Source organism: Streptomyces sp. NPDC039480 (genome assembly GCF_055597165.1).
The window spans coordinates 274,668-293,739 of the sequence record NZ_JBVITX010000011.1 but is presented as its reverse complement, the minus strand read 5'-3'; the positions used below and the strand labels follow the sequence as shown (position 1 = coordinate 293,739).

Genomic DNA, 19,072 nt, shown 5'->3' with positions numbered 1-19,072 from the left:
ACGCACCACCGCATCAAGGAGGCTCTGTGAGTACCCCGTATCCGTTCACCGCTCTCGTCGGGCAGGACGACCTGCGGCTCGCGCTGTTGCTGAACGCCGTATCGCCCGCCGTCGGCGGCGTACTCGTGCGGGGGGAGAAGGGCACCGCCAAGTCCACCGCCGTGCGCGCGCTCTCCGCGCTGCTTCCGGAGGTGCCGGTCGTCGCCGGGTGCCGCTTCTCGTGCGACCCGGCCGCGCCCGACCCGAACTGCCCCGACGGCCCGCACGAGGCGGGCGGCGCCACCGCGCGCCCCGCCCGCATGGTCGAGCTGCCCGTCGGCGCGTCCGAGGACCGGCTCGTCGGCGCCCTCGACATCGAGCGGGCGCTCGCCGAGGGCGTGAAGGCCTTCGAGCCCGGACTGCTCGCCGACGCCCACCGCGGCATCCTGTACGTCGACGAGGTCAACCTCCTCCACGACCACCTGGTCGACCTGCTCCTGGACGCCGCCGCGATGGGCGCCTCGTACGTCGAGCGCGAAGGCGTGTCCGTGCGGCATGCCGCGCGGTTCCTGCTCGTCGGCACGATGAACCCCGAAGAGGGCGAGCTGCGGCCGCAGTTGCTCGACCGGTTCGGGCTCACCGTCGAGGTGGCCGCGTCCCGGGAGACCGACCAGCGCGTCGAGGTCGTACGGCGGCGGCTCGCGTACGACGACGACCCCGAGGCCTTCGCCGCCCGCTTCGCCGAGGACGAGGCCGCGCTGCGCGACCGCGTCGTGGCGGCCCGCGCGCTCCTGCCCCAAGTCACGCTCGGCGACGCGGCACTGCGGCAGATCGCGGCGACCTGCGCGGCGTTCGAGGTCGACGGGATGCGCGCGGACATCGTGATGGCGCGCACGGCGACGGCGCTCGCCGCCTGGGCGGGGCGTACGGACGTGGAGAGCGAGGACGTGCGGCAGGCCGCGCTGCTCGCGCTGCCGCACCGCAGGCGCCGCAACCCCTTCGACGCGCCGGGCCTCGACGAGGACAAGCTCGACGAGACGCTGGACGAGGCACGCGAGAACGAGGCCGACGAGGAGCCCGAGCCGCCCGAGGGCGACGACGACCCCGACGGCGGTGGCCCGGACGGCGGCCCCGGCGGGGGCGGTGGACAGCCTCCCGCCGACGGACCGGACTCCCCCTCCCCCGAACTTCCGGCGCAGAACCAGGGCATGGACACCGAGGAGGAGCCCGCACCGCAGGAGCCCGCACCGGCCCCGGGCGGCGCCTCCGGCGAGCAGCAGGCCGTGCGCGCCGCCGAGCCGTTCCGCACGAAGATGCTGAGCGTGCCCGGCATCGGCGAGGGCGCGGCGGGACGGCGCTCGCGGGCGCGGACCGAGCACGGCCGTACGACCGGTTCGCGGCGGCCGAAAGGCGCGCTGACCAAGCTGCACCTGGCGGCGACGGTGCAGGCCGCGGCGCCGCACCAGAAGGCGCGCGGGCGCTCCGGCGCCGGTCTCGTCGTACGCCGTGACGATCTGCGGCAGGCGACGCGGGAGGGGCGCGAGGGCAATCTCGTGCTGTTCGTCGTGGACGCCTCCGGGTCGATGGCGGCGCGGCAGCGCATGAGCGCCGTGAAGGGTGCCGTGCTCTCGCTCCTCCTGGACGCCTATCAGCGGCGCGACAAGGTGGGTCTGGTGACGTTCCGCGGCAAGGACGCCGAGGTGGCGCTGCCGCCGACGTCGTCGGTGGACGCGGCCGCGGCCCGGCTCGAGACGCTGCCGACCGGCGGCCGCACGCCGCTGGCCGCGGGCCTGCTGAAGGCGCACGACGTGCTGCGCGTGGAGCGGCTGCGGGACGCGGCGCGGCGGCCGCTGGTGGTCGTGGTGACGGACGGGCGGGCGACGGGCGGTGTGGAGCCGGTGGCCCGCGCGGGGCGCGCGGCGCGGCTGTTCGCGGCGGACGGGGTCGCCTCGGTCGTCGTCGACTGCGAGTCGGGCTACGTACGCCTCGGTCTCGCGGGCCAGTTGGCGGGCGAGCTCGGCGGGACGGCCGTGACCCTCGACGAGCTGCGGGCCGACTCGATCGCCGGCCTCGTCAAGGACGTACAGGGAATGAACTCGCCTTCTAGGAGGGCCGCTTAATGCCGCAGGGACAGCCGAGTGTCGTACCGGACGACGGGCTGACGACACGTCAGCGCCGCAACCGTCCACTGGTGTTCGTCCACACGGGCATCGGGAAGGGCAAGTCGACCGCCGCGTTCGGGCTCGCGCTGCGCGCCTGGAATCAGGGGTGGCCGATCGGCGTCTTCCAGTTCGTGAAGTCGGCGAAGTGGAAGGTCGGCGAGGAGAACGCGCTGAAGGTCCTCGGCGCCTCGGGCGAGGGCGGCACGGTCGCCTGGCACAAGATGGGCGAGGGCTGGTCGTGGATCCAGCGCGCCCCCGCCGAGGGGGAATTGACCAACGAGGACAAGGCCCGCGAGGGCTGGGAGCAGGTCAAGCGGGACCTCGCCGAGGAGACGTACAAGCTGTACGTCCTCGATGAGTTCGCCTATCCGATGCACTGGGGCTGGATCGACACGGACGAGGTCGTGGAGGTGCTGCGGAACCGCCCCGGCACGCAGCACGTGGTCATCACCGGCCGCAACGCCCCGCAGCAGCTGATCGACTTCGCGGACCTCGTCACCGACATGTCCAAGATCAAGCACCCGATGGACGCCGGCCAGAAGGGCCAGAGGGGCATCGAGTGGTAGCTCGTCTCGTCATCGCGGCGCCGTCGTCGGGCAGCGGCAAGACGACCGTCGCGACGGGCCTGATGGCCGCCTTCGCGGCGGCCGGGCTCGCCGTCTCCCCGCACAAGGTCGGGCCCGACTACATCGACCCCGGCTACCACGCGCTCGCCACCGGCCGCCCCGGCCGCAACCTCGACGCGTACCTGTGCGGGCCCGACCTGATCGCACCCCTCTTCGCGCACGGGTCGGCGGACTGCGACATCGCCGTGGTCGAAGGCGTGATGGGGATGTACGACGGGGCCGCCGGGCAGGGCGAGCTGGCCTCCACCGCACACGTCGCGAAGCTGCTGCGGGCCCCGGTCGTGCTGGTCGTCGACGCGTCGTCGCAGTCGCGGTCGGTGGCGGCACTGGTGCACGGCTTCGCGTCCTGGGACCCGGAGGTGCGGGTCGCGGGCGTGATCCTCAACAAGGTCGGTTCGAACCGGCACGAGGCGCTGTTGCGGGAGGCGCTCGACGAGTCCGGGGTGCCGGTGCTGGGCGTACTACGCCGCGTGGCGCAAGTGAGCGCACCGTCACGGCACTTGGGGCTGGTGCCGGTGGCCGAGCGGCGGGCGGACGCCGTGGAGTCCGTCGCGGCGCTGGCCTCGCGGGTACGGGAGGGCTGCGACCTGGACGCCCTCCTCGCGCTGGCGCGCAGCGCGCCGTCCCTGCCGGGTGGGGCATGGGACCCCGCGACGGGGCTGGGTGAGTCACCGGCTTCGCCGAGTTCGTCCTCAATCGCCGGACAGGCTGGATTCCCCCCGGCCGGGCCCGAAGCGAAGCGCCCCGTCGTCGCCGTCGCCGGTGGGGCCGCCTTCACCTTCTCCTACGCCGAGCACGCGGAGCTGCTCACCGCCGCCGGAGCCGACGTCGTCACCTTCGACCCCCTCCACGACGAGCGACTGCCCGACGGGACGGCCGGGTTGGTCATCGGGGGCGGCTTCCCCGAGGTGTACGCGCCCGAGCTGTCCGCGAACGAACCGCTCCGGAAGGCCGTGGCGGCACTCGCGCTCTCCGGCGCGCCCGTGGCCGCCGAGTGCGCGGGCCTGCTCTACCTCTCCCGTGAGCTGGACGGGAAGCCGATGTGCGGGGTCCTGGACGTCGCGGCGCGCATGTCGGAGCGGCTGACGCTCGGGTACCGGGAGGCGGCGGCCGTGTCGGACAGCGTGCTCGCGCCCGCCGGGACGCGGATGCGGGGGCACGAGTTCCACCGCACGGTCGTCGAGCCGGGTGCGGGGGCGACCCCGGCGTGGGGCCTGCACCGGCCCGAGCGGCGCGTCGAGGGCTTCGTACAGGGGAACGTGCACGCCAGCTATCTGCACACGCACTGGGCGGCGGAGCCGGGCGTCGCGCGCCGGTTCGTCGGACGATGCGCGCCGTGACCGGACCGGGGCGCTCACTCCGCGATGCCCACCACGAGCCAGATGAACGCCGCGCCCGCCACCGTGCACAGCAGCGTCGAGCGGGCCGGGTGGTCGTGGTGTGCCTCGGGCAGGATCTCGGCCGCCGCGAGGTACAGCAGCGCGCCGCCGAAGAAGCCCAGATAGCCGCCGAGCAGCTGCTCCGGGATGGTGAGGAGCAGCGTCGACGCGGCGCCCACCACCGGGGCCGCCGCGTCCGCGAAGAGCATGGCGAGGGCCTTGCGACGGGCGTTCCCGTACAGGCTGGTGATCGTGTACGTGTTGAAGCCGTCCGCGAAGTCGTGGGCGACGACGGCCAGCGCCACGGCCGCGCCCATGCCGCCGCCCACCTGGAAGGCGGCGCCGATCGCGACGCCGTCCATCGCGCTGTGCCCGACCATCGCGGCGGCGGCCGTGAGCCCGACCTGAGGGACGCGGCCGTGCCCGTCCTCCCCGGCGCCGTGCGCGGCGTGCCGGCCGGCGAGGAGGCGTTCCACCAGATGGGCGACGAGGAAGCCGGCGACGAACAGGAGCAGCGCCGCAGGTACGCCGAAGACGGGCCCGCCCGCGGCGTCCAGCGCCTCCGGCAGCAGGTCGAGGCCGACGACGCCGAGCATCAGCCCGCCCGCGAGGCCCAGCACGAGATGGCGCCGGTCGGTGACCCGCTGGGCCGTCCAGCCGCCCACCAGGGTCATGAGGAAGGCGCCGAGCGCCACGAGCACCGCCATGGCCCCTTGCTAGCCGATTGACCCCCTGTCCCGCACATCCACCACTCCCGCCCCACACGAAAGGACCTACTTCCCATGGCCGGTGCCGGAAAGGTGACGCCCGTCGAGGACGTCGTGCTCGTCGTCGGCGTCGGCGCCTGTGAGGACGCCCCGGTGGAGGAGGTGCTCGGCCTGGTCCGGGACGCGGTCCGTGACGCGGGCTTCCCCGAGTCGGCGGTGGCCGAGCTGGCGACGGTGGACGTGAAGGGCGAGGAGCCGGGGATCGTCGGGGCGGCCGCGCGGCTCGGCGTGCCGCTCGTGACGTACGCGGCGCGGGACCTGGCGGACGTCGCGGTGCCGAATCCGACCGCGAGGGCCCGCGCCGCGGTGGGCACGCCGTCGGTGGCGGAGGCGGCGGCGCTGCGGGGCGGCGGTGAACTCCTCGTACCGAAGCGGAAGTCGGCGCCCGTGGGGCGCCCGCCGATGGCGACGTGCGCGGTCGCGGCCCGGCCCGGCACGCCCGACGTGCCGGTCGATCTGCGCCACCACGGGGACGCGGAGGTGCGGGACGACGGCGCGGACCTCACGGACCTCGCCGTGAACGTACGCTCCGACACTCCCCCGGCCTGGCTCAAGGGGGTGATCGCCGCGTCCCTCGACGGTCTGGCGGCCTACCCGGACGGGCGGGCGGCGCGGGAGGCGGTGGCGGCGCGGCACGGTCTGCCGCCCGACCGGGTGCTGCTCACCGCGGGCGCGGCGGAGGCCTTCGTCCTGCTCGCCCGTGCCCTGAAGGTCCGTCACCCCTATGTGGTGCATCCGCAGTTCACCGAGCCGGAGGCGGCGCTGCGGGACGCGGGGCACGAGGTGGGGCGGGTGCTGCTGCGGGAGGAGGACGGCTTCCGGCTCGACGCCTCCGCCGTGCCCGAGGAGGCCGACCTGGTGGTCGTCGGCAACCCCACGAACCCGACGTCCGTCCTCCACCCGGCGGCGTCGGTCGCCGCGCTGGCGCGCCCCGGGAGGATCCTGGTGGTCGACGAGGCGTTCATGGACGCGGTGCCGGGTGAGCGGGAGGCGCTGGCGGGCCGCACGGACATCCCCGGCCTGGTGGTCCTGCGCAGCCTCACGAAGACCTGGGGGCTCGCGGGGCTCCGCATCGGTTACGTCCTCTCCGCGCCGGAGGTGATCTCCGCTCTCGCCGGGGCGCAGCCGCTGTGGCCGGTCTCGTCGCCCGCCTTGGAGGCGGCGCGGGCGTGTGTGGGGCCGAGGGCGCTGGCGGAGGCGGGCCATGCGGCGCACCGCATCGCCGCGGACCGGGCCCATCTCCTCGCAGGACTGGCCGAGTTGGCCCCCTTCGGGGTCCGCGCGGTGGTCCCTGCGGAGGGGCCTTTCCTCCTGGTCCGGGTGCCCGGGGCGGGCGGGGTGCGGGAGCGGCTCCGGGGGCTGGGGTTCGCCGTGCGGCGCGGCGACACGTTCCCCGGCCTGGGGCCCGACTGGATCCGTCTGGCGGTCAGGGACCGGGCCACCTCGGACCGCTTCCTGGCCGCCCTCACCACGACATTGCGCACGTAGGCCTCCGGCAACCGGCCTCGCCCACCGGCGCAGTTGACCCTGACTGTTCGTCACCGCCCCGTCTCTGATAGTTGTTTCAGCGGGGTACGGGCACATGCCCGTGGCGGTGTCCCCCGGCACCGCAGGGAGGACATATATGAGCACCACCACTCGGGACGAGATCCTCACGGGCGAGCAGCGGGCGGTGAATCACGCGTACGACTGCTACGCCATGAAGCTGGCCGAGCTGGGCGGCACCTCGGCCGCCACCGCGTCGGCGAGCGGCAAGGACGGGATCGCCAACCGTGCCGAGGCGCAGGCGCGCGCGGAGGCCTACGGAGGGCTCAACGGCGAGGCCCTGGTCTTCTCCCGCGTCGACGCGCCGGAGGACCCGGGAGGAGACCCCCGGCCCTGGTACATCGGACGCCGCGGAGTGCACGACGCCTCGCACGAGCCGGTGGTCCTGCTGTGGACCAGCCCCCTGGCGAAGAGGTGGCTGGAGACCCGGCCGGAGGACCCGGGCGAGGTGGTCCTGCGCCGCCAACTCCGCTGCGCACAGCGGATCGTCGAGAGCTACTTCGACGACATCTCCCTGTCGACAGCCACTCCCGCATCCGCTCCCGCACCCGCGGCCGTGCCCGAGCCCGCCCCTGCACCGGAGCCCGCCCCTGTGCCGGCCCCCACCCCCGGAGACGTCGTACGACGCCGGCGGCGGAAGGTGCTCCAGCCGGACGAGTTCCTGCTGCGGGAGCTGCAGCGTTCGCGCGGCGGCCGGATGCGGGACATCGTCGAGACCATCCGCCGTGACCAGATGAAGCTGGTCACCGGCTCGCCCTCGGACATCCTCGTCGTGCAGGGCGGCCCCGGCACCGGCAAGTCGGCGGTCGGTCTCCACCGGGTGACCTGGCTCGTCAACAACGAGCACTTCAAAGCTCAGGACATCCTCGTCATCGGCCCCCACCAGCGGTTCCTCGACTATGTGGGGCAGGTCCTCCCCACCCTCGGCACCCGGGATGTCAACGCCGTCCAGCTGGACCGCCTGTGGGAGGGCGAGATCCTCGGCACCGACTCGCCGGAGGCGCGCCTGGTGAAGTCGGACCAACGCATGGCGGACGTGTTGCGGCGCCGGGTGGAGAGCGACTACCGCCCGGAGGCGCTCGACGCCCTCACCACCGCCCCCTCCTTCGAGGGCGACGAGCCAGGGATCGTCGTCACCGCCGGCAGTACGACCCTGCGCGTGCCGAAGTCCGAGGTCCTCGACCTCCTCGACCGGGCCCACAGCGGCGACGGGCCCTTCCGGGAGCGTCGCGACCGCTTCCGCGGCCTCTTCGTCGACCGGCTTCTCCAGGAGCTCGCCGACATCGCGCCGCGCCGCGGGCAGACCGGCACGATCCGCCGCGACCTGGAACGCAACCGCCGGGTCGAGCGCCTCGTCGAACGCGTCTGGCCGTCCCCCGGCCCCCGGGAGGCCCTGCGCGGCCTCTACGACTCGGCCGACCTCCTGCGGGAGTGCGCCGACGGCATCCTCGACGAGGACGAGCGGACGGCCCTGCTGCGGGCCCGCGCCACCAGCGCCGACGCCGATCCGTGGACCCTCGACGACCAGGTCTGCCTCGAAGAGCTCCGGGTGCTGATCACCGGTGACGGCCCACCGCGGTACGGCCACATCGTCGTCGACGAGGCGCAGGACCTGACGCCCATGCAGGCCCGCTCCCTGCGGCGGCGCTGTGCCGCGGGCGGCTCCATGACGGTCCTGGGCGACCTCGCGCAGGCGACGGGCGTCCACACCCCGACGAGCTGGGACCTGCTCGGCGCCCTGCTCTCCGACCACGGCGACTGGAGCGTGGCCGAGCTCACCACCAGCTACCGCGTCCCCGCCGAGATCATGGAGTTCGTCGCCCCGCTGGCCCGGACGATCGCTCCGACGCTGCCCTACCCGCGGGCCGTCAGGGAGGCGGGAGCCGACGCGGTACGGACCGTGGCGACCGAGCCGGGGAAGCTGCTCGACGACACCGTCGCCCACGCGGTCCGGCTCACGGGCACCAGTGACGGCAGCACGCCCCGCTCCGTCGCCGTCATCGTCCCCGACGACTCGGACCTGCCGGACGCCGTCACTCGCAGGATCGCCGAGGACGGCGACATCGGCGAGCAGCACCGTGCGGCCGTGTCCGTGCTGGCCGCGGCTCAGGTCAAGGGCATGGAGTACGACCACGTCCTGGTCGTCGAACCGGCCGCGATCGCCGGCCGCGGTCCCGCAGGGCTGCGCCAGCTGTACGTGGCCCTCACCCGCAGCACCCAGAGCCTGACCGTCCTGCACACCGCCCCGCTGCCGACGGCGCTCACCGCCGCCGAGGACACCCCGGCACCGGCTGTCCCCGGCGCCCGGCACGAGGGCGGCGAAGCCGGACGGCTTCCCCGGATCGGCACCGACGTCCGGGTCCAGGTCGTGGGCCGGGCCCCTGGCGGTCGCTACAAGGCCAAGCCGTTGTCGCCGGCGCTCGACCGGCCGCTCGTCCTCACCGTCCGCCATGGGTCCGTGCCCCCGCTGCGCGGTGAGGTGCTGGACTGCTGGGTGTTCGCCAACGAGACGACCCAGACGGTGCTCACCGCCGACCAGCGCGGCCGGTCGCCCATCTCGGAGCGGATGGCGGGACGCTACCTCGCGGCACTGGACGTGCTCGGCGAACTGGCCGACAGCGACGGCGACGTCGTCGACGCCCGCAGCCGTCTCTCCGAACTCCAGGGCATGGCCAACCGCGTCCTCCGCCGTGACCAGGCCGACTGGGTCAGTGTGCTCCACCTGTTCGGCGATCCGGACCGAGAACGGCTCGGAGCCCTGCGCGATCTCGCGGCGACGGCCAACCGCGCGCTCAAGGAGGGGACTTTCGACGCGGGCCGGCTGGCAGCGGGGCTGGCGGAGTCCGGCTGGGCACAGCCCCTCGCCGAAGCGCGGCGAGAGCTCCAGGAGCGCTTCGCCCCGGCGCCGAGCCCGGACCCGAATGCGAGCCCGGACTCGGACCCGGACCCGAGCAGCGCCGTTCCCGTCGTCACCCCGACGCAACCCGATCCCGCTCCCGCTCCCGACCACGATCACGATCCGGATCACGATCAGAGAGAAGACGTACAGATGACCACTGCGGACACAGCCGCACCCCCGGTCGCCACCGCGAAGGACGGCTTCCTCCGCGCGCTGGAGACCGCCGCCGGCACCGACCGCGCGTGCAAGAAGCACGAAGCGGTCCGGCACGCGCTGAAGGCATCACTTCTGTGGGCGGACCTCCAGCCGGCCGACTCAGCGGTCGTCGACGTCAGCTGCGTCACCCAGCACGGTCTCTTCCTCTACGAGGCCCTGGGCGCGGGCTGCTCCGCCTACGCGGACCTGCGCTCGGGCGCGACCCGGCTGCTCGAGATCAACCACACGCTGCCCGCGCCGGCCGACGGTCTCTATCTGGTTCTCCCCGAACCGCCTGCCGAGGACTGGTCCGCGGACACGATCCGCGACGTCTTCCATGTCGACGTCATCTGGCGCACCCCGGCCGGCTGGGGCGGCGAGCACGCGGACACTGCCTTCGGCACCCCGGGGTGAGCGGTTCACCCCGGGGTGAGCGGGGGCGCTGAGGCCGGAATCAGCCCCGTGCGCGGCGGGCGAGCGCCACTGCCCCGCCGCCCACCATCAGCAGCACCACGGCCCCGCCCGCCACATACGGCGTCATCGAACTGCCGCCCGTCTCCGCGAGGTTCGCCTCCGTTTTGGGCTTCGTGGGTTCCACCCGCTCGCCCGGCTCGCCCTGCGGCTTCTCCTGCGGCTGCTCCTCGGTCTCCTTCGGCGGTGTGCTCGTCGGCGTCTCGCACCCGGCTCCGGCCAGCCGCACCGTGCCCGTGACCTCCGCGACGTTCAGTTTCAGGGGGTTCACGGAGACCGTGAGTTCCAGGGCGGAGGCCGCGGCGGTCCGTGATGTCGTGCGGGTCCTGGACAGGTCGAGTCGCACCTCGCCGACCCCCGGCACCTTCACCTCGGTCGTCCCCCGCGCCGTCAGCGTCACCTTCTTGCCGAGCACGGTCACACCGCCCAGCAGATTCGATTCGGCGACCGGCTTCTTCCCCGCCGCGCAGACCGCCTTCGACGTGACCTTCTCGACCTCGACGAGGGAGAGCAGCGGCAGTCCAGGTACGTGCATCTTGGCCCGCGCGACGTTGCTGTACCCCTCCGCCGTGCCGCCCCGCACGGTCGCCTTCGCCGTGGCCACGTCGGCGCGCAGCACGCTGAAGGGGCGCCCGCCGTCGACGCCGTCCAACTGGGCGGTGAGCGTGGTCTTCTCGGCGCTCGCGGGCGCCTGCACCTCGTTCAGGGCGACCTTGAGCGGGACGTTCAGGGTCTTGTTGAGGAGCGAGATGTTCAGGCCGGTGCGCAGCACGACGGCGTCGGCGTGCCCGCCCCGGTGACTGTCGCCGCCCGTGGCCTGTGCGGATCCCGCGCCGGCAAGCGCCGCGGGCCCGGCGGCGAGCGCGGTGGTGACGGCGACGACGGAGAGGCGGCGGGCAGGCGTGCGGAAGGTGTTGCTGTTCAAGGTGGTGGAACCCCCACAAGAGGAAGTGGGCCACCGGCGGCGCACGCCACATGGGGACATCACGTGCGCGCCGATGGCGTCGTCCCGCTGGGACGGGGGACGACGCGGGAATCTTTACGCACTTAGAGTGAACGGTCAGCAACCAGGCGTGAGTTCACTCCAACGGGAGGTTTCCGCCTCTGTATTCGAATCTCCCGGCACGCACGTTCCCCTGCGTCACCCCGGCACCAGCCCGCCCCGGGCAGTGGGTGGCAGGTCGCCCATGGTCAGCCCACCACTCTCCCGTTCAGCACCACCCTCCGCGGCGCCCCGAGCACCCGCACGTCCGCCCGCGGATCCGCCTCGTACACCACGAGGTCCGCCGGCGCGCCCTCCGCGAGCCCCGGGCGCCCCAGCCACTCCCGTGCGCCCCACGTCGTCGCGGAGAGCGCGTCGACCGCCGGGATGCCCGCGCGGGTCAGCTCGACGATCTCCGCGGCCACCAGACCGTGGGCCAGGGAGCCGCCGGCATCGGTGCCCGCGTAGACCGGGACGCCCGCGTCGTATGCCGCGCGCACGGTGTCGTAGCGCCGCTCGTACAGCCGTCGCATATGCCCCGACCAGCGCGGGAACTTCGCCTCGCCGCCCGCGGCGAGGTCCGGGAACGTGGCGATGTTGACGAGCGTGGGAACGATCGCGACGCCGCGCTCGGCGAAGAGCGGGATGGTCTCCTCGGTCAGGCCGGTGGCGTGCTCGATGCAGTCGATGCCCGCCTCGACCAGATCGCGCAGGGAGTCCTCGGCGAAGCAGTGGGCCGTGACGCGGGCGCCGAGCCGGTGCGCCTCAGCGATCGCCGCCTCCACCGCCTCGCGGGGCCAGCACGCCGTCAGGTCGCCGACCTCGCGGTCGATCCAGTCGCCGACGAGCTTGACCCAGCCGTCGCCGCGCCGCGCCTCCCCGGCGACGTACTCGACGAGGTCCTCGGGCTCGATCTCGTGGGCGTAGTTGCGGATGTAGCGGCGCGTGCGCGCGATGTGGCGGCCCGCTCGGATGATCTTGGGGAGGTCCTCGCGGTCGTCGATCCAGCGGGTGTCCGAGGGCGAGCCCGCGTCGCGCAGCAGGAGGGCGCCGATCTCGCGGTCGGTGAGGGCCTGCTTCTCGGCGGTGTCCGCGTCGACGGGTCCGTGCGCGTCGAGGCCGACGTGGCAGTGCGCGTCGACCAGGCCGGGCAGTGTCCAGCCCTCGACCGTACGGACGTCGTCCGCCGCCGTCCCGACGGGCCGGTCGTACGTCACCCGCCCCCCGACCACCCACAGCTCGTCCCGTACGTCATCGGGTCCGACGAGCACCCGCCCCTTCACGTGCAGCACCGCGTGATCGCTCATGCCAGCAGCTTAGGAGGGCCCCGGACGAGTGGTACAGGGCGGACAGGGCACTCGGAACGCCCCACGCGGGACCGGTCGGTACGCTCGGTGCCGCAGCCCGAACGAACTCGTGAGCGAAGTGAGCACTGACGTGAGCAGTACTGTGACGCACCCCTTTCTGGACCTGGCGCCGCTGAGCGCCGAGCAGTTCGCCGCCATCGAGGCGCGGGTGGCCCGCCTGCTCGACACCGAACAGGACGTCGTGATCATGCAGGGCGAGGCGTTGCTGCCCCTGGAGGGCTGCATCCGCGGCGCCGCGCGGCCGGGCACGACCGCGCTGAACATCATCACCGGGCCGTACGGCCAGACCTTCGGGAACTGGCTGCGGGACTGCGGCGCGACGGTCGTCGACCTCGCCGTGCCGTTCCACACCGCCGTCACGGCCGAGCAGGTGCGGCGGGCCTTCGCCGAGCACCCGGAGATCGACTTCGTCTCGCTGGTGCACGCCGAGGCGGCGACCGGCAACACCAACCCGGTCGCGGAGATCGGCGAGGTCGTGCGCGAGCACGGCGCGCTGTTCATGCTGGACGCGGTCGCCTCGGTGGCCGCCGAGCCGCTGCTTCCGGACGCGTGGGGCGTGGACCTGTGCGTGATCGGCGCGCAGAAGGCGATGGGCGGTCCCGCGGGGGTCTCCGCGGTGTCCGTGAGCGAGCGGGCCTGGCAGCGCATCGCCGCCAACCCGCAGGCGCCGCGCCGCTCCTACCTCTCCCTCCTGGACTGGAAGGAGCGCTGGATCGACGGCGGCAGGAAGGCGCTGCTGCACGCGCCGGCCCAGCTGGAGATGCTCGCTCTGGAGGCGTGTGTGGAGCGCATCGAGTCGGAGGGCCTCGACGCCCTGATGGCGCGGCACGCCACCGCCGCGGTCGCCACCCGCGCCGGTGCCCTCGCGCTCGGCGGAGGCCTGGAGCCGTATGTGCGCGAGGCCGTGGACGCGGCGCCGGTCGCCACCACCCTGCGTACGCCGCCCGGTGTCGACGCCTCGGAGCTGGTGGCCAGGGCGCTCGCCGCGGACCCGGCGCTTCCGCTGATCGCCGGCGGCGGGGCGCTGGCCAAGGAGATGGTCCGGGTCAACCACTACGGCCCGGAGGCGACCCGCGGTGTGGTGCACGCCTGTGTCGCCGCCCTGGGTGCCGCGATGGCCGAGAGCGGCCTTGTGGTCGACCTGGAGGGGGCCCGGCGCGCGGTGACGGACGCCTGGAGCTGACGCTTCCCGCCCCATACGGAACCCCGCCCGCGGCCGTCCGCCGCCCCATGGCCAAACGCACGCACCCCATGGCACCGTGCATCCCATGACCACGCTCCCGGACGGCCGCCGCATCCCGCCCCTGACCGCCGACGAGCCCACCATGCTGGCGAGTTGGCTCGACATCCACCGCGCCACCCTCGCGCTGAAGTGCGCGGGGCTGGACGACGAGCAGGCGCTGCGCACCTCCGTCGAGCCGTCCTCGCTCTCGCTGTTCGGCCTCGTGCAGCACCTCGCCGAGGTCGAACGGAACTGGTTCCAGCGGGTGTTCGCGCAGCGTGACGTGGAGCCGCTCTACGGGGATCGCAGTGGTTTCGTCCTGGACCGGTCCAGGACGTTCGCCGAGGTGCTCGCAGTGTGGGAGCGCGAGGTCGCCGTGGCCCGGGAGCTCTGCGCGGGGCGCTCGCTCGACGACACGGGGCGGCTCGGCGCGGAAGAGGCAGCCGTCATGGGCGGCGAGGACGTCGTCAGCCTGCGCTGGATCCTCGTCCATCTCATCGAGGAGTACGCCCGGCACAACGGCCACGCCGATCTCCTCAGGGAGCGCATCGACGGGGTCGCCGGATCGTGAATCCAAGCCTCCGCTCCTTTGGTGCTCTCTTTGAATTCCCGCGTGCGTTCTCACGAATTATTTATAAACTCGACAAGCACAGCTTCCCGTATTCTTCTGCCCGCTTTCCGGAGACCTAAACACTAAGGTTTCGACAGTACCAATCGGCGTAATTCGGGCGCGTCACCACGGGGTTACGGGTGTGTGACGTACTCCACAACGCGTCCGTTTTGCGTATTAAATCCGGACCAAACCCCCCTAAAGCGGCGGCGTCTCATGCGGGCGCACGCCCACGCGTGATAACACATGAAGCGCTCTCATGTAACCCCTTCCCCCGATGCAATTCCAGAAATTGCTCGGTAAATTCAATCCGCATGACCGCTGCACAAGCCGATCTACCGACCGACCTGCAAGCGAAATTCCTGAAAATGCCGGAGGGGTTGCGTCTCGACAGTCCCGTGGTCGCCGACGGCGCCACGATCTGGCGGATCGCCCGCGACTCCAAGGTGCTCGACCTCAACTCGTCGTACAGCTATCTGCTCTGGTGCCGCGACTTCGCCGCCACGTCCGTCGTGGCCCGGGACGCCGCCGGGGAGCCGGTCGGCTTCATCACCGGGTACATCCGGCCGGAGCGGCCGAACACCCTGGTGGTGTGGCAGGTCGCCGTCGACCACGCGCAGCGCGGCCGCGGTCTGGCCGGCGCCCTGCTCGACGGGCTCACCTCGAAGGTCGCCGCCGGACGCGCGCTGACCGCGGTCGAGACGACCATCACGCCCGGGAACACCGCGTCCGAACGGCTCTTCACCTCCTACGCGGCACGCCACGGCGCGTCCCTGGAGCGGACGGTCCTGTTCGACGCGGGACTGTTCCCCGACGGCGGGCACGAGCCCGAGGTCCTGTACCGCATCGGTCCACTCGGCTACTGAGCCCCCTCGCCTCCCCCACGTGTTCGCCCGGCGACACGCACCACCCGCAACTCCCCCCACCTCCCACGTCTTTCCATCTCCCAGGAGATCTGCTGTGACCATCACCCAGCCCGACCTGAGCGTCTTCGAGACCCTGGAGTCGGAGGTGCGCAGCTACTGCCGCGGTTGGCCTACGGTCTTCGACCGCGCGCAGGGCAGCCGCATGTACGACGAGGACGGCCACGAGTACCTCGACTTCTTCGCCGGCGCCGGTTCGCTCAACTACGGCCACAACAACCCGGTGCTGAAACGCGCACTCATCGACTACCTGGAGCGCGACGGCGTCACGCACGGTCTCGACATGTCGACGACCGCGAAGCGCGCGTTCCTTGAGTCGTTCCAGAACATCATCCTGCGCCCGCGCGACCTGCCGTACAAGGTCATGTTCCCGGGCCCGACGGGCACCAACGCCGTGGAGTCGGCGCTGAAGCTGGCCCGCAAGGTCAAGGGCCGCGAGTCGATCGTGTCGTTCACGAACGCCTTCCACGGCATGTCGCTCGGCTCGCTCGCCGTGACCGGCAACGCCTTCAAGCGGGCGGGCGCCGGCATTCCGCTGGTGCACGGCACGCCGATGCCGTTCGACAACTACCTCGACGGTCAGACCCCCGACTTCATCTGGTTCGAGCGGCTCCTTGAGGACCAGGGCTCCGGCCTCAACCAGCCCGCCGCCGTCATCGTCGAGACGGTGCAGGGCGAGGGCGGCATCAACGTCGCCCGCGCCGAGTGGCTGCGCAAGCTCGCCGACGTGTGCGAGCGCTGGGACATGCTCCTGATCGTCGACGACATCCAGATGGGCTGCGGCCGCACCGGTGCCTTCTTCTCCTTCGAGGAGGCGGGCATCACGCCGGACATCGTCACCGTGTCGAAGTCGATCAGCGGTTACGGCCTCCCGATGTCGCTCTGCATGTTCAAGCCGGAGCTCGACGTGTGGGAGCCGGGTGAGCACAACGGCACGTTCCGCGGCAACAACCCGGCGTTCGTGACGGCCGCCGCCGCGCTCGAGGCCTACTGGACCGACGGCCCGGCGATGGAGAAGCAGACCCGCGCCCGCGGCGAGCAGGTCGAGCAGGCGCTGACCGCGATCGTCGACGAGAACCGCGCCGAGATCAAGGAGTTCCGCGGCCGCGGTCTGGTCTGGGGCATCGAGTTCCTGGACAAGGACCGGGCGAGCGCCGTGGCGAAGCGGGCCTTCGAACTGGGCCTGCTCATCGAGACCTCCGGCCCCGAGGGCGAGGTCGTCAAGCTCCTCCCGGCGCTGACGATCACCCCCGACGAGCTGGACGAGGGGCTGCGCACGCTGGCCCGCGCGGTCCGCGAGACCGCCTGAGCGAGCGCGCTACCGAGCCCCGGCACCGTAAGAGAAAAGGAACCAACTCACCGTGATCGTCCGTTCGTTCAAGGACATTGAAGGCACCGACCGCCATGTGAAGGCCGCCTCGGGCACCTGGGAGAGCAAGCGCATCGTGCTCGCCAAGGAGCGCGTCGGCTTCTCGCTGCACGAGACCATCCTGTACGCGGGTACGGAGACGTCGATGTGGTACGCGAACCACATCGAGGCCGTCGTCTGCACCAAGGGCGAGGCCGAGCTGACCGACGACACGACCGGCGAGAAGTACACGATCACGCCGGGCACCATGTACCTGCTCGACGGGCACGAGAAGCACACCATGCGGATCAAGGAGGACTTCCACTGCCTGTGTGTCTTCAACCCGCCCGTCACCGGTCGTGAGGACCACGACGAGAACGGCGTGTACCCGCTGCTCACGGAGCCGGACCCGGTCTGACCACGACCTACATCCCGAACAGGGCCGTACGAGAGGAGAGGCAGGCAACACCATGACCACCGCACCCGAACGCACCAGCGACCTGTACCCGACCCGAGGCGCCGAAGAGGTGCTCATCGAACGCAAGGACCCCGTGGTGTGGTCCGAGCCGGGTGCGGCAGGGCCGATCACGCCCGGGGACCTGGCGGGGTTCGAGCGGGACGGTTTCCTGGCGATCGACCAGTTGATCACCCCGGACGAAGTGGCCGTGTACCACGCCGAGTTGGAGCGGCTGATGAACGACCCGGCGATGCGCGCGAACGAGCGCTCCATCGTCGAGCCGCGCTCCCAGGAGATCCGGTCGATCTTCGAGGTGCACAAGATCAGTGAGCTCTTCGGCAAGCTGGCGGCGGACCCGCGGGTCGTCGGCAGGGCCCGGCAGATCCTCGGCTCGGACGTGTACGTCCACCAGTCCCGGATCAATGTGAAGCCGGGCTTCGGTGCCTCGGGGTTCTACTGGCACTCGGACTTCGAGACCTGGCACGCGGAGGACGGCCTGCCGAACATGCGGACCGTCTCGGTGTCCATCGCGCTGACGAAGAACCACGACACCAACGGCGGTCTCATGATCATGCCGGGGTCGCACAAGACGTTCCTCGGCTGCGCGGGCGCCACGCCGAAGGACAACTACAAGCGGTCGCTGCAGATGCAGGACGCGGGCATCCCGTCGAACGAGACGCTCACGCACCTCGCGTCCGACCACGGCATCCGCCTGTTCACGGGCGAGGCCGGTTCGGCGACGTGGTTCGACTGCAACGCCATGCACGGTTCGGGGGACAACATCACCCCGTATCCGCGCAGCAACGTCTTCATCGTGTTCAACAGCGTGGAGAACACGGCGGTGGAGCCGTTCTCGGCGCCGGTGCGCCGGCCCGAGTACATCGGGGCGCGGGACTTCACGCCGGTGAAGTGACCCGCCGCTGACGACGAGCCGGCCCGGTACCCCCCGTGGGTACCGGGCCGGCTCGCTGCGCGTGCGCCTTGTGCCGTACGCCTTACAGCGGCAGGTAGTCGGTGTAGCCCTTCTCGGCGCCGCCGTAGAAGGTGGTCCGGTCCGGGGTGTTGTACGGACCGGCGGTCCTCAGGCGGGCCGGCAGGTCGGGGTTGGCGAGGAAGAGCGCGCCGAACGTGACGAGGTCCGTGGTGCCGTCCTCGATCAGGGCGAGCGCGTCGTGGCCGGTGGGGCCTTCGGTGTGCGGGTTCAGGAGGAACGTGCCGCCGAAGTCCTTGCGCAGCCGTACGGAGAGGTCGCGGACGTCGCCCACCTCCGCGACGTGCAGATACGCGAGGTCGAGCGCGGCGAGTTCCTTCGCCAGGGCGGTGTACGTCGGCTCCGGGTCGGGCTCGGAGATGTCGTTGAAGGGGTTGCCGGGCGAGACGCGGAAGCCGGTGCGGGCGGCGCCGATCTCGGCGGCGACGGCCGAGGCGACCTCGACGGCGAACCGGATGCGGTTCTCGACCGGGCCGCCCCACTCGTCGGTGCGGCGGTTGGAGCCGGGGGCGAGGAACTGGTGGATCAGATAGCCGTTGGCGCCGTGCAGTTCGACGCCGTCGAAGCCCGCGTCGATCGCGTTGCGCGCGGCGGTGACGAAGTCGTCGATGGTGGCGCGGATCTCGGCGCCGGTCAGTTCGCGCGGGGTGATGAAGTCCTTGGGGCCCTCGGCGGTGTAGACCTGCCCCGCGGCTGCGACGGGTGACGGGGCGACGTTGGTCAGGCCGTCGGGCAGCAGGACGGGGTGGCCGACGCGGCCGGTGTGCATGAGCTGGGCGAAGATCGTGCCGCCCGCCGTGTGCACGGCGTCGGTCACCTTGCGCCAGGCGGCGACCTGCTCGGTGGAGTGCAGGCCCGGGGTGTCCGGATATCCCTGGCCGACCACAGAAGGCTGGATGCCCTCGGTGATGATCAGGCCGGCGGAGGCGCGCTGGGCGTAGTACTCGGCGGTCAGCTCGGTGGCGACACCGCCTTCACCGGCGCGGCTGCGGGTCATGGGGGCCATGGCGATGCGGTTGGCGAGCTGGGTGCCGGACAGGTCGATCGGGTCGAATGCGGTGGTCATCGGAGCTCCCGGGGTGGTTTATGTGGTCGGCCAATCATTCGCGGCGAGTGCCACTGTAGCCCATTTATTGGCCGACCAAGGTA

Annotated in this window: 15 protein-coding genes; 11 read left to right on the top strand and 4 right to left on the bottom strand. The window is 72.2% G+C overall.

Annotated features, from left to right (window positions below):
- Nucleotides 1-26 precede the first annotated feature (26 nt).
- From ACZ56E_RS31175 to ACZ56E_RS31165, 3 genes are read left to right on the top strand one after another with little or no spacing between them, the layout of a single operon-like run.
- Nucleotides 27-2,099, top strand: a complete 2,073-nt coding sequence (locus tag ACZ56E_RS31175) for a putative cobaltochelatase (RefSeq protein ID WP_471219241.1) — start codon at nucleotides 27-29, stop codon at nucleotides 2,097-2,099.
- Nucleotides 2,099-2,707 carry a cob(I)yrinic acid a,c-diamide adenosyltransferase gene (cobO, locus tag ACZ56E_RS31170; RefSeq protein ID WP_362996962.1) on the top strand — a complete coding sequence of 203 codons (609 nt, stop codon included), beginning with the start codon at nucleotides 2,099-2,101 and terminating at the stop codon, nucleotides 2,705-2,707. Before ACZ56E_RS31175 ends, cobO begins: the two co-directional genes overlap by 1 nt.
- Nucleotides 2,701-4,107 carry a cobyrinate a,c-diamide synthase gene (locus ACZ56E_RS31165; protein ID WP_471219239.1) on the top strand — a complete coding sequence of 469 codons (1,407 nt, stop codon included), beginning with the start codon at nucleotides 2,701-2,703 and terminating at the stop codon, nucleotides 4,105-4,107. Before cobO ends, ACZ56E_RS31165 begins: the two co-directional genes overlap by 7 nt.
- Before the next feature lie 14 nt (nucleotides 4,108-4,121).
- On the opposite strand, the gene ACZ56E_RS31160 is transcribed toward ACZ56E_RS31165, so the two are convergent.
- A complete protein-coding gene (locus ACZ56E_RS31160) occupies nucleotides 4,122-4,853 on the bottom strand; it encodes a ZIP family metal transporter (protein ID WP_471219237.1) in 732 nt (243 codons plus the stop codon).
- Between the two features lie 75 nt (nucleotides 4,854-4,928).
- Between ACZ56E_RS31160 and cobC the strand changes: the two genes are divergently transcribed.
- Both cobC and ACZ56E_RS31150 read left to right on the top strand, forming a co-directional pair.
- Nucleotides 4,929-6,401 carry an Rv2231c family pyridoxal phosphate-dependent protein CobC gene (gene cobC, locus ACZ56E_RS31155; RefSeq protein ID WP_471219236.1) on the top strand — a complete coding sequence of 491 codons (1,473 nt, stop codon included), beginning with the start codon at nucleotides 4,929-4,931 and terminating at the stop codon, nucleotides 6,399-6,401.
- Between the two features lie 136 nt (nucleotides 6,402-6,537).
- The gene (locus ACZ56E_RS31150) at nucleotides 6,538-9,966 is read left to right on the top strand and encodes a HelD family protein (protein ID WP_471219234.1); all 3,429 of its coding nucleotides are present in this window, start codon (nucleotides 6,538-6,540) and stop codon (nucleotides 9,964-9,966) included.
- A 40-nt stretch (nucleotides 9,967-10,006) separates the two neighbouring features.
- On the opposite strand, the gene ACZ56E_RS31145 is transcribed toward ACZ56E_RS31150, so the two are convergent.
- Both ACZ56E_RS31145 and ACZ56E_RS31140 read right to left on the bottom strand, forming a co-directional pair.
- Complete coding sequence (locus ACZ56E_RS31145) at nucleotides 10,007-10,948, bottom strand: SCO1860 family LAETG-anchored protein (protein WP_471219231.1); 942 nt, start codon at nucleotides 10,946-10,948, stop codon at nucleotides 10,007-10,009.
- Between the two features lie 266 nt (nucleotides 10,949-11,214).
- Nucleotides 11,215-12,312, bottom strand: a complete 1,098-nt coding sequence (locus tag ACZ56E_RS31140) for an amidohydrolase family protein (protein ID WP_398307670.1) — start codon at nucleotides 12,310-12,312, stop codon at nucleotides 11,215-11,217.
- Nucleotides 12,313-12,454: 142 nt separating this feature from the next.
- On the opposite strand from ACZ56E_RS31140, the gene ACZ56E_RS31135 reads away from it, so the two are divergent.
- From ACZ56E_RS31135 to thpD, 6 genes are all read left to right on the top strand, one after another.
- A complete protein-coding gene (locus tag ACZ56E_RS31135) occupies nucleotides 12,455-13,555 on the top strand; it encodes a pyridoxal-phosphate-dependent aminotransferase family protein (protein WP_471219355.1) in 1,101 nt (366 codons plus the stop codon).
- A gap of 85 nt (nucleotides 13,556-13,640) precedes the next feature.
- A complete protein-coding gene (locus tag ACZ56E_RS31130) occupies nucleotides 13,641-14,165 on the top strand; it encodes a DinB family protein (protein WP_471219229.1) in 525 nt (174 codons plus the stop codon).
- Nucleotides 14,166-14,518: 353 nt separating this feature from the next.
- Nucleotides 14,519-15,070, top strand: coding sequence for a diaminobutyrate acetyltransferase (ectA, locus tag ACZ56E_RS31125; protein ID WP_471219227.1), 552 nt, complete (start codon nucleotides 14,519-14,521; stop codon nucleotides 15,068-15,070).
- Nucleotides 15,071-15,164: 94 nt separating this feature from the next.
- The gene (ectB, locus tag ACZ56E_RS31120; protein WP_398307664.1) at nucleotides 15,165-16,436 is read left to right on the top strand and encodes a diaminobutyrate--2-oxoglutarate transaminase; all 1,272 of its coding nucleotides are present in this window, start codon (nucleotides 15,165-15,167) and stop codon (nucleotides 16,434-16,436) included.
- A gap of 52 nt (nucleotides 16,437-16,488) precedes the next feature.
- Nucleotides 16,489-16,893 (top strand): ectoine synthase, encoded by a 405-nt coding sequence (locus ACZ56E_RS31115; RefSeq protein WP_125511962.1) that lies wholly within the window; start codon nucleotides 16,489-16,491, stop codon nucleotides 16,891-16,893.
- Between the two features lie 52 nt (nucleotides 16,894-16,945).
- Nucleotides 16,946-17,845, top strand: coding sequence for an ectoine hydroxylase (thpD, locus tag ACZ56E_RS31110; protein WP_468609465.1), 900 nt, complete (start codon nucleotides 16,946-16,948; stop codon nucleotides 17,843-17,845).
- A gap of 82 nt (nucleotides 17,846-17,927) precedes the next feature.
- On the opposite strand, the gene ACZ56E_RS31105 is transcribed toward thpD, so the two are convergent.
- A complete protein-coding gene (locus ACZ56E_RS31105; RefSeq protein ID WP_471219225.1) occupies nucleotides 17,928-18,989 on the bottom strand; it encodes an alkene reductase in 1,062 nt (353 codons plus the stop codon).
- Between the last annotated feature and the right edge of the window lie 83 nt (nucleotides 18,990-19,072).

Excerpts from the sequence above, each read along its gene's own strand:
- cobO (WP_362996962.1), top strand. The coding sequence starts at position 2,099 with ATGCCGCAGGGACAGCCGAGTGTCGTACCGGACGACGGGCTGACGACA.
- ACZ56E_RS31160 (WP_471219237.1), bottom strand. The coding sequence starts at position 4,853 with ATGGCGGTGCTCGTGGCGCTCGGCGCCTTCCTCATGACCCTGGTGGGC.
- cobC (WP_471219236.1), top strand. The coding sequence starts at position 4,929 with ATGGCCGGTGCCGGAAAGGTGACGCCCGTCGAGGACGTCGTGCTCGTC.
- ACZ56E_RS31150 (WP_471219234.1), top strand. The coding sequence starts at position 6,538 with ATGAGCACCACCACTCGGGACGAGATCCTCACGGGCGAGCAGCGGGCG.
- ACZ56E_RS31140 (WP_398307670.1), bottom strand. The coding sequence starts at position 12,312 with ATGAGCGATCACGCGGTGCTGCACGTGAAGGGGCGGGTGCTCGTCGGA.
- ACZ56E_RS31130 (WP_471219229.1), top strand. The coding sequence starts at position 13,641 with ATGACCACGCTCCCGGACGGCCGCCGCATCCCGCCCCTGACCGCCGAC.
- ectA (WP_471219227.1), top strand. The coding sequence starts at position 14,519 with ATGACCGCTGCACAAGCCGATCTACCGACCGACCTGCAAGCGAAATTC.
- thpD (WP_468609465.1), top strand. The coding sequence starts at position 16,946 with ATGACCACCGCACCCGAACGCACCAGCGACCTGTACCCGACCCGAGGC.
- ACZ56E_RS31105 (WP_471219225.1), bottom strand. The coding sequence starts at position 18,989 with ATGACCACCGCATTCGACCCGATCGACCTGTCCGGCACCCAGCTCGCC.